This window comes from Terriglobia bacterium (assembly GCA_020072645.1).
Taxonomy (GTDB): Bacteria; Acidobacteriota; Terriglobia; order Terriglobales; family Acidobacteriaceae; genus Angelobacter.
Genome location: JAIQGK010000008.1, coordinates 199360 through 213255, shown reverse-complemented (window position 1 = coordinate 213255; position 13896 = coordinate 199360). Strand labels below are relative to the sequence as shown.

Below are 13896 nucleotides of genomic sequence, written 5' to 3'. Positions count from 1 at the left end.
AGCCCCTTTCGAGCCGCGAATTTATCGCAAAAGGAATATGAATCAAAAATCAGAATATGATTCGCATCTTTCGGTTTGATTTGCGGCCAGTTTCTTTGCGAATTCCAATTAAATTGACATTTACTATTGCTTTTCCTGGATTGCGTATCCACTGCGGCCCATTTGGAGCAATTACAAAGCGCTTGGATATATGGATGACCTTCAAGAGCAGCGGAGCAGACCCTTTCGTCCTCGCGCCCTGAGCATGGCAATAGTGAGAACATGGCGCGCCTGGCTCAGGGTTGGCGTGGGATGCCGACAGAGATGCCGCTTGCGGGTCCTTCCTTTGCGTCCTTAGCGCCCTTTGCGGTGAAAATGGCTTTGCTGAATGCTGACGGCTGAGTACTGAATGCGCCGAGCAAACCAAAAAGGAGAGGCAGGTTCTCCTCTCCTTCTCAAGTGTGTGGATAAACGCAGTATTAAAACAGTCGGAAATCCACCTCAAAATTCATGGCTACAGCTACGGGCGTTCCGTTCTTTTTCCCGGGCTCGAACAGCCAAGTCTTTACCCGTTCAACAGCTTTTTCATCCAGCCCCATACCCAAACCGCGGACGACCCTGATATTGCGCGGGCGTCCATCCGGACCAACCACCGCAGCCAGAACCACGGTGCCCTGATACTTTGCTCTGCGGGCTTCTTCCGTAAAGTCCGGCTCAGGCGTAAATTTTGCTACCGGCGCTGTCACTCCGATATCGCCCAGCTTGTAAGTGCCACCGCCAAAACCGCCACCCTGTCCCGGACCGTGTCCCGGGCCAGTGCCGGAGCCAATGCCATTGCTGGCGCCGGAACCGATGCCGCCGCCTGTACCGCTTCCATTGGAAGCTGGTCCAGTCACGCGGGCTGACATGGGATTACCGAGGTTCGGCATGTTTGGATTGTCTGGCAGTTTCACATTGGCCGGTGCTACCACGGTCGCTTCAACCGCTAGCTTCGGTTTGTTATTCAGGATCTCAACCGTTGGAGGCGCGATCTGCTCTGGCGCAACCTTGGGCAAGTGTCCTTTGCTTTCAAAAATCTTTGAAGCGTTACCGCCGCCACCGCCGCCCGCCAGGGCTTTAGGGGCTTCAACCGGCTTCATCACAGGTTGATAATCGGTAAGAGGCGGAGCAATCAGCGTGACATGCTCTTCCGGTTTCACCACGGTCGCGGAACGTCCGCCCCAGATGGAAACCGCGATTAATCCCGCGATTGCAAACGCGTGCAAAGTAAGCGACCCTGAAGTCGCTTTCTTGGGGCGGGCAGTACTCCAGATTTCGCCCACGTTCACAGGACGCGAAGTGATTCGGAGAGGCGGTAATTTTTCCGGGAATATCGCTTCCTTGACGTTCAGGAACAGAGACGTCAGCATCGACTGATGCATCTGCGGAAGGCCGTTGAGCTTGGGAACATCCTTACCGAAGAACTGATTGGGAACGATTACGTGATTCGCCATTGGTCCGACCCGAGAAACCTTTTCACTAGCTGATTGTGATCTGCTTACACTCATAGCAGATGAGGGATTCGCCGTGAGAGTTGCATTTCTCAGGTGAAGTTTCTGTGCCTCATCTTCGCCTGAATGCGGATTTGCCGTCGGCGAGGAATTTTCTTTGGGCAATTCCCTGTCCTCATGTTCCCTGGGATTCAAAGTGGGCGCGTAGTTCATTAGATTCATATTGTGCCCCAGGGTCTGTAAAGAATTGGTAAATTACGTCGAAACGTTCGTAACGTCAGGGCTAAACGGTGATTGGTCTTTCGCGTGGGCAGGCAACCCGTGACTTTGACTGTTTATAATGAACAATTAACCCATTGGGAGTAAAAATGCGGCCGCCGCTTGAACTTAAGAAGACCCTGAATCTTCCTAAAACCGAATTCTCCATGAAGGCGAACCTGCCTCAGAACGAGCCCAAATGGCTTGAGCGCTGGGAGAAGATGGATATTTATCGGAAGATCCGCGAGTCTCGCCGCGGCGCGCCGAGCTATGTGCTGCATGATGGGCCTCCTTATGCCAACGGCGCCATCCATGAAGGCCATGCTCTCAACAAGTGCCTGAAAGATTTTGTGGTGAAGTCAAAAACCATGGCCGGGTTCGATTCGCCCTACGTTCCCGGTTGGGATTGCCATGGTTTACCCATCGAAATCAAAGTAGATGAGAAGCTTGGCCGCAAGAAGCTGGAGATACCGGCCATCGCAGTCCGCCGAGAGTGCCGCGCATACGCAGAAAAGTTCCTCAATATCCAGCGCGAGCAATTCAAGCGTCTAGGCATTCTTGGCCGCTGGGACCAGCCCTACTCCACGATGTCAAAGCAATATGAGTCTGTCATCGTCCGACAGTTGTTTGACTTCATGGAAAACGGCGCGGTCTATAAAGGCCTGCGCCCGGTGTATTGGTGCATTCACGATAAGACCGCGCTCGCGGAAGCTGAGATCGAGTACTCGAACCACACAAGCCCCAGTGTGTGGGTGAAATACCGGCTCACCAGCGATCCGGCAAAGATTGATCCTGCCCTGGCGCGCAAAAAAGTTTCAACCATTATCTGGACGACGACTCCATGGACGCTTCCAGCTTCCATGGCCGTGGCGTTTCACCCCGATCTTGAATACGTGGCGCTGGAGCACAATGGCGAGCTCTACATCGTCGCAGATGCGCTGGCCAAAGCCACCATCGATGCGTGCAAGCTCGAAAGCGCTTCGATCGCAGCGCGCTTCGCTGGCCAGAAACTCGAGTACGCAACATTTGCCCATCCATTTCTGGATCGGACAATCCTTGGGGTGCTGGCCAACTACGTGACCACGGAACAAGGCACAGGTGCAGTGCACACAGCGCCTTCGCACGGCGCGGACGATTTCTACACCGGCACAAAGTACAAGCTTGATCAGCGCACCAACGTGGATGAAGCCGGCCATCTGCAAAATGGCTTGCCGGACTATGAAGGCAAGACGGTCTTTCAGGCCAACCAGCCGATCATCGAATTGCTGAAGTCGCGCGGCGTGCTCATGGCAGATGCCAGGATTGAGCACTCTTATCCGCATTGCTGGCGCTGCCATAATCCTGTGATCTTCCGCGCCACCGAACAGTGGTTCATCTCCATGGAAGCGCCGGTGGATGGCAGCACGTTGCGCCAGCGCTCGCTCGACGAGATCAAAAAAGTAAAGTGGATTCCGGCCTGGGGTGAAGAGCGTATCAGCAACATGATCGCCACGCGACCGGACTGGTGCATCTCCCGCCAGCGCGTATGGGGTGTGCCCATCGCTGTGTTTTTCTGTGACGGCTGCGGCAAGCTGCTGGAATCAAAAGAGTCGCACAGCGCGGTTGTCGAACTCTTCGCCCGCGAAGGCGCGGACGCATGGTACACGAAAGAAGCCAAGGACATTCTGCCCTCTGGGACCAAATGCCCCGGCTGCAGCGGCACGGCTTTCCGTAAAGAAACTGACATTATTGACGTATGGTTTGAATCAGGTTCCAGCCAGGCAGCAGTGCTGGGCCATGAGCCAGATCTGCCCTGGCCTGCCGACCTCTACCTTGAAGGCGGTGACCAGTATCGCGGCTGGTTTCACTCTTCCCTGCTCGTTGCCGTGGGCACCCGCGGCCACGCGCCTTATCGCGCTGTGGCCACTAATGGCTGGACGCTCGATCCCCAGGGCAAAGCCACGTCCAAGTCTCTGGGTAATGGGATCGATCCAATAGATATTGCCAAAAAGCTGGGCGGTGAGATCATCCGGCTGTGGGTGGCCTCCGTCGATTTTCAAGAGGACGTTACGGTTTCAGAAGACCTGATGAAGCAGGTCGCGGAAAATTACCGCAAGGTCCGCAACACGTTTAAGTACCTGCTCAGCAATTTGCCGGACTTTAATCCCGAGCAACATGCGGTCAAGTTTGACGACCTTCAAGCTCTCGACAAATACTGGCTGCTGCGCACTGCTGAACTGGCCGATCGCGTGCGCGGCTACTATGACAGGTTTGAGTTCCACCGCATCTATCATTTGGTGAACGAATTTGCCGTGGATCTGAGCACTGGCTTTATTGACGTGGTCAAAGACCGTCTTTATACCTCCGCTCCAAACTCGCAGGGGCGACGTTCCGCCCAGACGGCGACCTGGCGCATTGCGGAAGCACTGGTGCGGCTGGTGGCTCCTATCATGAGCTTTACCGCCGATGAAATATGGGGGTTCCTGCCCAATGTTTCCGGGCGATTAGAAAGTGTGCATCTGGCGCAGTTCCCCAAAGCTGAAGAGATCACCGGAACCGTAAGCAATCCCGCCAGCGGTCAGACTGTCTGGAAGGATTTTGAGACCTTAATGAAGGTTCGCGACGCTGCCTTGAAAGCCCTGGAAGTGGCCCGTCAGGAAAAAACCATCGGCAGCGCACTGGAGGCCGTAGTCACCATTTCCGGTCCTAGCGAGATTGTCCCGCTGTTGCAGCGCTATCGCAATGACCTGCGTTTTCTGCTGATTGTCTCTGGTGTTGAAGTAAAACCCGGCTCAGGCGGGAACGGGAGCACGCCTTTGCACGTATCTATACAGAAAGCTCCGGGACATAAGTGTGATCGCTGCTGGAATTACTCGACTCACGTGGGAGAAAATGATCGGTACCCCACGGTATGCGAACGCTGCAGCGCGGCGTTGGCGGAAATTGAAAAAGAATTGGTAAGTTGACGGGGCACCCTGAATCGAGGGGCAGCCATGAGCGTCTAATGGAGACAATGCGGAAGTACCACATCATGATTGCCGCTCTCATCGTCCTCTGTGACAGGATGACGAAGTGGCTGGTGTCGCAGAAAATCACTCTGCATGACAGCATTGACATTGTCCCCGGCATATTCCGTCTCACGCATGTTCAGAACCAGGGTGCGGCATTCGGCCTGTTCGCCGAATCACCGGCTGAATGGCGTGTGGCCATGCTCATCCTGTTTTCACTGGCGGCTCTGGCCGTGGTTTCTGCGCTGCTATGGAAGAATGGCAATGCCTTAAACACCACTGCCATCGCTCTTTCGCTGGTCTTTGGCGGAGCGCTGGGCAATCTGTGGGACCGCGTGACCAGCGGTCGCGTAATCGACTTTATTGATTTTTATCTTGGCTCGCATCACTGGCCGGCTTTCAATATTGCCGATAGCGCCATCGTGGTTGGAGCTCTTCTGCTGTTGAGTGAGATCTTTCTCACCCCGCAAGAGGAAAAAGCCCGGGAAGAGAAAGTGGCAACCCAGTAAGACAACACCATGCCTAAGCGCCCTCTGCTGATCGCACTTGCTGTGCTGCTGCTGGATCGGATTACCAAGTGGGCCATCGCGCAGACCATCCCTCTGGAAGACGCCATTAACATTATTCCTGGCTTATTTCGTCTGACTCACCTTGAAAATACCGGCGCTGCCTTCAGTCTCTTTGCCGATTCCCCGTCGCCTTTCCGCACAGCTTTACTGATCGCTTTCTCCGTGGCAGCTCTGGTGGTGATTTCTTTTCTGCTATGGAGAGACCGCAGCGTTTTCCACTCCGGTACTCTGGCGCTCTCTCTGATTCTGGGCGGGGCCGTTGGCAATCTCTGGGACCGGGTGTCTGACGGCAAGGTCACTGACTTTCTGGATTTCTACATCGGCGTTCACCACTGGCCGCCTTTCAACGTTGCCGATAGCGCCATTGTTGTAGGTGCGCTGCTGCTTTTCATGCGCATGCTGCGCAAGGACCACCACTCGCAAGCTGCAGGTTGAAAACTGCATCGCCCGATTCTGCTGCTCTCTCCTGAGCAGCGCCTATTTTCGTGAGCTGCTTCCTATCTTGAACATCTCTTTATAAATCCCATTCATCTTATCCAGCAATTACGCGGTTATTCCGCATACACGCATCGGGGAGCCACTTCAACATGTTGCACAAAAAGTTCTGGATTCTTGTCCTTTGTCTCGGGTTTATTTTTCCATTGATGTCGCACGCGCAATCGCGTGATCGTGATGTTGACAAGCGCGACCTTCAGGGAATCAGCCCGAAATACCATAAATATATTTTCTCCGTAGCTGGAGGCGCAGCCGTAGGCGCAGGTCTGGGGTTCATCCTGCCCGGAGAAAAGACGCCGCTAAAACTGATGATGATCGGCGGCGGAGGAGCCAGCACGTGGTTCCTGCACACTCACAAGGCGACTCTTGGCCCATTTCGTGACTGGGGCATGATCGCCTCCAACACCGCGCTAGGATCCGGAATCGGGTGGCTGGGCTGCAACTGCCATGACGGCTTGATCGGCGGCGCGCTTCTGGGCGGCGGCGGAACTGCGGTCTGGGAAGCGCTTAAAAATGATCGTCCTGCGCGCAACACATTTAACAGCGCCAAAAACAGCAGCTCGCAGAAGTAACTTTCCTCCACTGAACGAAAAGAGCGCAGGCCTGTGAAAGGCTTGTGCTCTTTTTGCGAAGATTCTCTTAATCTTTGCCTCTTTATCCAAATGCAGTAGCCCTACAAAGAAAATGACGAGGGACTTTCTTGCCCTGTAACCAATCCGCCTCTAACTCCTCTATTCATGATGAGGCACTACATTTTATATCCATCACGAAAAGGGAGATAAGTACATGAATTGGAAGAAGCATTTAGCAGTAGGCACCCTGGCATTGTTCTTCGCCATGAGTTCTTCTGTGTTCGCGCAAGACAAAGGCAAGAGCAACGCAGCCAGCAGCAAGCCTTCTGATCCGCAGATTGTTGGCGTTGTCACGGCTGCGGACCAGATCGACATCGATACGGCAAAGCTGGCGCTCAAAAAAACAAAGAACGATCAGGTCAAGCAATTTGCGCAGCAGATGATTGACGATCACACCAAGCTGCAGAACTCGGTCAATGATCTAGGCAAAAAGCTCAACGTAAAGCCCGCGCCAAGTGACATCAGCAAGTCACTCAAGACGGCTGCTGCGGCTGAGACGAAGAAACTGCAGGGACTGAAAGGCAAGGCCTTTGACACTGAATACATCAACCATGAGGTGGCATATCACCAGCAGGTGCTTGACGCTGCCGGGAATGTGCTGATCCCGAACGCGCAGAACGCCGAGTTGAAGTCAGCGTTGCAAGGTGCAGCCCCCCTGCTTCAGGGCCATCTGGATCACGCCAAGCAGTTGCAGTCATCGCTGGGTTCCAGCGGCGGCTCACACTAAACCCGTGACGCCTTTTTTAACAGCGTGGCGTGTGCGGCTGGGGATTGCAGTTCTGGTACTCCTCAGCGGATCATGCATCTCAGTCGCACACGCGCGCTTTGGCGTCTCTGCCGTGCGGGGAGCAGGTTTAGCTCTCATTCTCCAAGCCTCTGGAACTGCATCCCAGAACCAGCCTGCTCAAGGATCTTCGGCAAGTGGCCAAGTGATCATGAAAGGCATCCGCTTTCAGCCAGCGGAGCTTGCGGTTCATCCTGGTGAGACCGTCGAGTTTAAAAATCAAGACATCGTCGCTCACACCGTTACCGCCGATGATGGAAGCTTTGATTCAGGGCTGATTCAGCCCGGCAGCTCCTGGAAAATGACCGTTCAGAAGACCGGAACGCTTGCTTACCACTGCACGCCGCACCCAAATATGAAGGCAACCTTGGTCGCCTCAAGCGGCACTCCACTGAAGGAACAAAATGGTGCAGCACGCGGTCTTCCTGGTTTTAGACCACCTCGATCGCCACAGGAACTTCATCCTATACTTGTCAACTTTACCGCTGCATTGTTGCCGCTCGCGCTGCTCAGCGATCTCCTGGGTCGCTGGCTGAAACGCTCATCACTACACAGCGCAGCAGCATGGATGGTCTTGTACGCCGCGATTATTACTCCGCTTACCGGCGCTGCCGGATGGTGGTGGAAGATCAAGTCTGCCGGAACACTTCCGCCAGAGTTAATCAGAGTCCATCAGTGGCTGGGAACATCGCTGGCGCTGGTCTTTATCGCCCTTGCCGTTTGGCGATGGCGTCTTTACCGCCAAGATGCTGCTCCCACTTTGGCTTATCTGGCGTTGGCCTTGGTTGCTGTGCTCGCACTCGTATATCAGGGGAGCCTGGGTGGAGCAATGGTTTTTGGCCATTAGCAGCGAGCGACATCGTTGCTTGCTCAGTCTTTAATCTCGAATGCAGCGTAGTCAGTTGGGATAAACGGACGTCCAGCCCTTCGAATACAGCAACTTGTAAATCACCGCATTGCGCATGATGGCCTGCACGTAGTCACGCGTTTCAGTAAACGGAATTGACTCGACAAATTCTTCCACATCGGCAAAGTTCCCGTTTTTGCGCCAGTCATTCACCCGATCTATACCGGCGTTGTACGCAGCCAGCGCGTATTCCACCTGTCCATCGTAATGGTCAACAATGTGCCGGAAGTAGCGCGTGCCCAGACGAAGATTCGTGTCCGCCACCAGCAGTTGGTCGGAAGAAAAATGCCTGATCTTCATCTCCTTGGCCATTCCCTTGCCCACAGTGGGAAGCAACTGCATCAGTCCCATGGCGTTGGCAGGAGAAATGGCTCCAGGGTTGAACTCCGATTCCTGCCGGATCAAAGACGCAACCAGATGCGGATCTAGCCGGTTGGCAGTTGAGTCACGCTTCAACTCTTCCCAGAACGGCCGGGGAAATAAACTCTCCCACACAGGGCGGGGAATCTGCGGGATCTCCGCGGCAAAATAGCCGGGGACCGCTCGTTTGAGCGTCTCAATGGCGCGAATGTAGCTGCCCTGCTCGTTGAATATTTCCGCCACTGACTTGGCTTCCCACGGAGGCGATCCAGCGCTGGCCGCCTGCATCTCCGCCACAGCAAAGTCATAGAGAGCGGCGTTCGCCAAAAGCTGCGCTTTTTGCGCCCGAATGTTTTCTGCTGGTGTCTCCCAATCGTGTGAAGGCGCCATAGGGGGCGGCAGATTTTCCAGCACAGGCGGATCGGCAGACTCATCACCCATTTTAGGCAGGCGTTCGCGCGCTAAATTTGCATAGTAGTAATAGCGGTAATTCTCCGCGAGTTTTTGATAGTAAGCGCGGGCCAGCTTCTTGTCGCCCTCCTCCTCAGCCATCCGCCCGCGCCAATAAAGGGCATTGGGGACCTCGGCTGAACTGGGATACATGGAAAGCTGCTCTTCAAAAAGCCGTTTGGCCTCATCTTTCTTTCCCATGCGATAGGTAAGCCATGCGGTCTTCCAATGCGAGTACGGTGAGGTCTTCCCATTTTTTTGCCGCTGATAAATCTCAGCATAAAACGGCGTAGCTGTCTCGTAATCACGCCGCAACAGGTACATGTTGCCGGCTGACAACAGCGCGCTGCCCATCCATGTGCTTTCCGGGGCCAGTGTGCGCAATTGCCCGATGTAATCCCGGTTCTTCTGTCCATCGTCTTTGTCGCGCGCTATCTCAGCCAGAAAATAAAGTGTCTGGGCCTTTGCATCCACTGAGGCCGACTGGTTCTGCAAAATGCTTTCAAACAGATGCTGCGCGTCATCGCGCTTGTGGTTGCGGTAAAGCGCAGCGGCAAACTCCACCTGCATGTCAATCATTCGCTCGGGCGGCGCTTGTTCCACCAGCGGACTCAACTCATTCAGCGCATCCTGGTAGCGTCTACCCTTCGTCAGCAGCAAAACGCGACCGTGGCGCTGATCAAATGTTCCCTCAGGCTGAGTCTCGCCCAGATTGCGTAGTTCAATTGCCGCAGCATCGGCTTCCGCGCTCGTCGGCATTTCAAAATAGAGCTTGTGGAAGACATCGCTGGCTTTGGTCTTGTCTCCTGCAGCAAGATAAGCGCGCGCCAGAGTAATTTCGATATCGGCCTTCACCGGCTGGCGATGCTTTTCCAGAAACGCGGCCGCGCGATCAGGAGCGTTCGTCGCCATCAGCGCTGAAGCATACAGCATGGCCGCATCGTGCGACTGGAGCGAATCCGGATACTTCTCGTCAAATCCATCCAGAGTTTCCAGCACCGCAGCGCGATTATTCTCTCCCTGATAGGCCAGGGCCTGCATGTAGGCAAGATAGTCACCCAGCAACGGCTCCAGTAATTTAGTGCGGCCCCATGATGAACGCGCAGCCACATAATCCTTATCTAGATAGTGCGCATAGCCGACCACTATCCACGCCAGTGGGCCGGCATCATCCTTCGCATGTTTGCGGGCATACGCTTCCACACCCTGGTAAGCCTGCGGGGTACGGTTCTCAAGAAGCTGTTGCGCCATGGGGCGCAGATCAGCCGACGCTACGAACGCGCGCTTAATGTGTCCAAGCTTGCGCTTTGCCAACGCTTTTTTATGGGCGTCAGCCGCAGCTTTCTTCGACTTAGCGGACGATGACTTGGCGGACGAGGATTTCTTCTTGGATGCTTGTAGGGAAAAGCCCGCCGGAACTGACACCAGCAGTATGAGAAATATGGATAAGAGACGTCTGACCTGCACTGATTTCAACTTCGTTGAAAACTGGCACCCATGAGCGAAGCATCATTGTCCGCCAGAATTCTGATTAGTTCCTGTGTAAAGTAGTCGGCTGAAGCGACAGCGGACTCCGCATAACGCTTGTCGTAGGTGGACCGGCTCTTCTCAATGTCCACCTTCAGGCGCTCATACAAATCTTTGTGCTGCCGGCCTTCTTCAACCCTGGGTTGATTGTACAGCTTAATTTCCTCCACCAGTAGCTTGGCAAAGCGCCGCGCTTTCTTGTGTAATTCGTCCTCTTCACTTCCCGCAACAGTCGGCGCCGGCGTCGGAGCGCTTGCCGCCATGGCAACCGCAGTAGGCTGAGGTTGAGCAACGTCTTCCGCGACCGCCGATCCGCCAGCCTTGCGCAAAGCCGCCAGTTCAAGCCAGATGGCCGCAAAGCGCGTAAGGGCCTGAAGACCAGAAGAATCCAGCGTGCCGCCCGGGACTGTGCCGGCATCGGCATAAATCACGGCCGCAACTTTATCTTTCACTACCAGCGGCAATACCAGACATTGGCCGTCGGCTGGCCCTTTCATTGATTTAACAAACCCAGCATCAAACTCCTGCGCAGTTCCCGCCGCCGGATTGCGTGCCTGGATGGCCTTCCCTACCAGGCCGGATCCGGTCTGAATGCTCAATGTCTTGATAGCGTCGTTTTCTTCAAATCCGATTCCCTGCCACCCGCTGATCGCGGTACCTTTTACCACGAACAGCGCCACGCGTCCGGCAAATCGGGCCTCACCTTCCAACAGATGGCGCAGTATGTCCGCCTGCGATCCCGACTCATGGATGGCAGCCGCCGCGGCATTCAGCAGGTCACTGGGAGAAGCGCCCGGCGCGGGGGCCAGGGATTCAACGACCTCCACGGCGCGGCGCACGATCTCCGAGCGCAGCCGGGGCAGCGCTGCGTCAAGCACCTCAGCAACCGCCTCTTCAATGATGTTTTGGATTTCTGTCGGACGTGGCATTCCTGGCCGCGATTATAAGGGTTCCTGATTCAGTATCAACCCGTTGGATTACTGATGTCTACACCTCTGGCATCTTAGTCGTTACCGCGGTAAGCCTAAAGGGAAAATCTGGTCTCACCCCCAGTATCGGCGCGGCGGAAGGAAGCCCAACGCGGCTCTTATTCCACTACCAGCTTGGCCACCATATCGTCATGGTGGGGACCGCAGATAATTCCGCAAACGACCTTGTATTCGCCCTTGGGCGGATGATTGAGGGTCACAATTGCCGGCTTTCCGGAGCGCACCGGCTCTTTAATGCTCAAGCCAGGCACGTCAAAGCCATGCTGGACATCGGCCGAGGAAACTTCCAGTTCCGTTACCTGGCTGGCTTTTACATGGATGACGGCTGGTTCTATCGTGTATTTCTTCATCACGACCTGAATATGGGCGTCCGCGGCTATTCTTGGCTGGTTTCGGCAGCCCAGCGTCAGAACGGCTAAAGTTAAGGCAAATAAAGGAAGTAATCTTTTATTCATATTTGAAATGAGGGACAGATGTAACAAAAAGTTACGCCGCCAGTCTCATATAAGTCCTGAATTTATTTCGTCCAATGGCCCATTTGGGGCGCAGAACATAGTAAATTAAATTTTGAGTCGGAGCGGCATGGAAACCATCCAAAAGAAGGCAGAGGAAGGTATCACCAGTGAACTGGCGCTCGTCCAGGCGGCCAAGAAAGGCGATCTGGAGGCATTCAGTGAACTGGTTCGGCGGTATGACCGCAATGTCTTCCGGATAGCCCAGCACATCACGCATAACGAGGAAGATGCCCAGGACGTGGTCCAGGACGCTTTCCTTAAAGCGTATCAGAACCTTGAGCAGTTCCAGGGAAACTCCAAGTTTTATACCTGGCTGGTTCGGATCGCCGTAAATGAAGCGTTGATGCGGCTGCGCAAGCGGCGCAATGACCGGACTGTCTCGCTCGATGAAGACGTTGAAACGGAAGACGGGTCAATCCCGCGGGAAGTCGCGGACTGGAGCCCGAATCCGGAACAGCTTTACGGCACGTCAGAGTTGGGCGATATCCTGAAGAAGACGATTCAGGGGCTTTCGCCAGGGTTTAGAACGGTCTTCGTGTTACGCGATGTTGAAGGACTTTCCACGGAGGAGACAGCAGAAATGCTGAATTTGAGCGTACCTGCGGTAAAATCCCGATTATTACGGGCGCGCTTACAGCTCCGGGAACGTCTGTCCAGGTATTTTAAGAATAAAAAGGGCGGAGACGGCCAACAGTGAAATGCACTGAGTTCTTACAAGAGTTGACCGATTATCTTGACGGTAAGATCAGCGAGAACCTAAAAATCGAGCTCGATGAGCACCTTCATTGGTGCAAAGAATGCCACGTGGTCATGAATACGACCAAGAAAACCATCGAGATTTACCGCGATAATGAGCTTTATGAGCTTCCAGAAAGCCTCCGGACCCGCCTGCACGATGCCATTATGACGAAATGCCGCGGCAGCAAGTCCGGAAAGAAACCCACCACCTAGAGCATTTTCCATTCATTTTCATCAACTTACGCTGGAAACGTGTATTTATTACATGATCTGGTGATGAAAATTAATGCTCTTTAGATAACGAACCTTTTTCAGGTACTCCGAATCTAATGTAACAGTACGGCGAGACATGAACTAATGTGTACATTTGGACATGTCCTGTAGTACACTACTGCCTGAGTCGGCAAGTTAACGCTATCCATGGGAGACCCGTAGTTTGGGGGTGGTGAATTATGGCGAGTCTGCTCGATGTGCTTTTCGGTTGCAGCCACAAGAATTTCAGCTTTCCTATTACCAAACGGCCCGGCCAGCGGCTTTCACCCGCGGCGCAGCTTACCGGAACGTATGTGGCCTGCCTGGGCTGCGGTAAAGAGTTCCCGTACGATTGGCATGAAATGAAGGTGATTGATTCCATGCCGAAGAATTCAAAGGCTTTAGCTGCAAACGCCGCTGAGTCTTTCGCTGGGAAATAGGCCATATTTCCGTAAGTTTTGGGCCCGACCCTATATGAAGCTGCGGAAGCTCCCCATACCCTTCCGCCAGCATCCTCATAGGGCTTATGCCAAATCCGATTTTTCCGTTTTCCCTGTTTAGGGTCGCCCGTCTGTTCGAATGCAGGTTCTACCTGAAGTAACCACTATTGGTCCTTTCCAGCCACTTAATACTGTCATTCTGTACAGGTTTGTGTCATGATTCCATCCAAATTTGGAGGAATTCCATGAACGCTTCCGGTGGATCCAAAATGACTCGCGATTACGGGGTATTTCGACGGAGCCTCAATCGCCAGAATAATCGACTAACAGAATCGACCTGCAAGAATTGCCGCTCCTTTGTGGCTGCCAGTGTGCGCCCGGAACTGCTGGACTTCATTGAGAAGCTCCATTTCTGCATTATGCAAAGCCAGTTCTCCTCGACCCCGGCGATCTAGCTTACGCTGCAGGCCAGACAAGCTCTTATAAACCATTAAAACAGGCGGCCCGCAGGCCGCCTGTTAGCT

13 protein-coding genes are annotated in these 13896 nt (G+C 54.1%); 9 read left to right on the top strand and 4 right to left on the bottom strand.

Annotated features, from left to right (window positions below):
• Window positions 1–458: 458 nt before the first annotated feature.
• Complete coding sequence (locus LAO76_13350) at window positions 459–1472, bottom strand: TonB family protein (GenBank protein MBZ5491911.1); 1014 nt, start codon at window positions 1470–1472, stop codon at window positions 459–461.
• Window positions 1473–1837: 365 nt separating this feature from the next.
• Between LAO76_13350 and ileS the strand changes: the two genes are divergently transcribed.
• The 6 genes from ileS to LAO76_13320 all read left to right on the top strand — a co-directional run bounded on the left by ileS (window position 1838) and on the right by LAO76_13320 (window position 8041).
• Window positions 1838–4672, top strand: coding sequence for an isoleucine--tRNA ligase (gene ileS / locus LAO76_13345; protein MBZ5491910.1), 2835 nt, complete (start codon window positions 1838–1840; stop codon window positions 4670–4672).
• Window positions 4673–4710: 38 nt separating this feature from the next.
• Window positions 4711–5223, top strand: a complete 513-nt coding sequence (gene lspA / locus LAO76_13340; protein ID MBZ5491909.1) for a signal peptidase II — start codon at window positions 4711–4713, stop codon at window positions 5221–5223.
• A gap of 9 nt (window positions 5224–5232) precedes the next feature.
• Window positions 5233–5718, top strand: coding sequence for a signal peptidase II (lspA, locus tag LAO76_13335; protein MBZ5491908.1), 486 nt, complete (start codon window positions 5233–5235; stop codon window positions 5716–5718).
• Between the two features lie 152 nt (window positions 5719–5870).
• Entirely contained in the window at window positions 5871–6350 is a 480-nt protein-coding gene (locus LAO76_13330) for a hypothetical protein (GenBank protein MBZ5491907.1), read from the top strand.
• A 265-nt stretch (window positions 6351–6615) separates the two neighbouring features.
• A complete protein-coding gene (locus LAO76_13325; protein MBZ5491906.1) occupies window positions 6616–7137 on the top strand; it encodes a DUF4142 domain-containing protein in 522 nt (173 codons plus the stop codon).
• 202 nt (window positions 7138–7339) lie between these two features.
• On the top strand, window positions 7340–8041 hold the full coding sequence (locus tag LAO76_13320; protein MBZ5491905.1) for a cupredoxin family copper-binding protein: 702 nt from the start codon (window positions 7340–7342) through the stop codon (window positions 8039–8041).
• A 51-nt stretch (window positions 8042–8092) separates the two neighbouring features.
• Here the strand turns inward: LAO76_13320 and LAO76_13315 are convergent, their stop codons facing one another.
• The 3 genes from LAO76_13315 to LAO76_13305 form a co-directional block, all read right to left on the bottom strand.
• On the bottom strand, window positions 8093–10225 hold the full coding sequence (locus LAO76_13315; GenBank protein MBZ5491904.1) for a transglycosylase SLT domain-containing protein: 2133 nt from the start codon (window positions 10223–10225) through the stop codon (window positions 8093–8095).
• Window positions 10226–10383: 158 nt separating this feature from the next.
• Complete coding sequence (locus LAO76_13310; GenBank protein ID MBZ5491903.1) at window positions 10384–11367, bottom strand: hypothetical protein; 984 nt, start codon at window positions 11365–11367, stop codon at window positions 10384–10386.
• Window positions 11368–11525: 158 nt separating this feature from the next.
• Window positions 11526–11882 (bottom strand): cupredoxin domain-containing protein, encoded by a 357-nt coding sequence (locus tag LAO76_13305; protein ID MBZ5491902.1) that lies wholly within the window; start codon window positions 11880–11882, stop codon window positions 11526–11528.
• Between the two features lie 127 nt (window positions 11883–12009).
• Here LAO76_13305 and LAO76_13300 point away from each other — a divergent pair, with 127 nt between their 5' ends.
• The 3 genes from LAO76_13300 to LAO76_13290 all read left to right on the top strand — a co-directional run bounded on the left by LAO76_13300 (window position 12010) and on the right by LAO76_13290 (window position 13372).
• Complete coding sequence (locus LAO76_13300; GenBank protein ID MBZ5491901.1) at window positions 12010–12639, top strand: sigma-70 family RNA polymerase sigma factor; 630 nt, start codon at window positions 12010–12012, stop codon at window positions 12637–12639.
• Window positions 12636–12893, top strand: a complete 258-nt coding sequence (locus LAO76_13295) for a zf-HC2 domain-containing protein (GenBank protein ID MBZ5491900.1) — start codon at window positions 12636–12638, stop codon at window positions 12891–12893. Before LAO76_13300 ends, LAO76_13295 begins: the two co-directional genes overlap by 4 nt.
• A 239-nt stretch (window positions 12894–13132) precedes the next feature.
• Window positions 13133–13372: a hypothetical protein gene (locus tag LAO76_13290; GenBank protein MBZ5491899.1), complete on the top strand. Its 240-nt coding sequence runs from the start codon at window positions 13133–13135 to the stop codon at window positions 13370–13372.
• The last annotated feature ends 524 nt before the right edge of the window (window positions 13373–13896 follow it).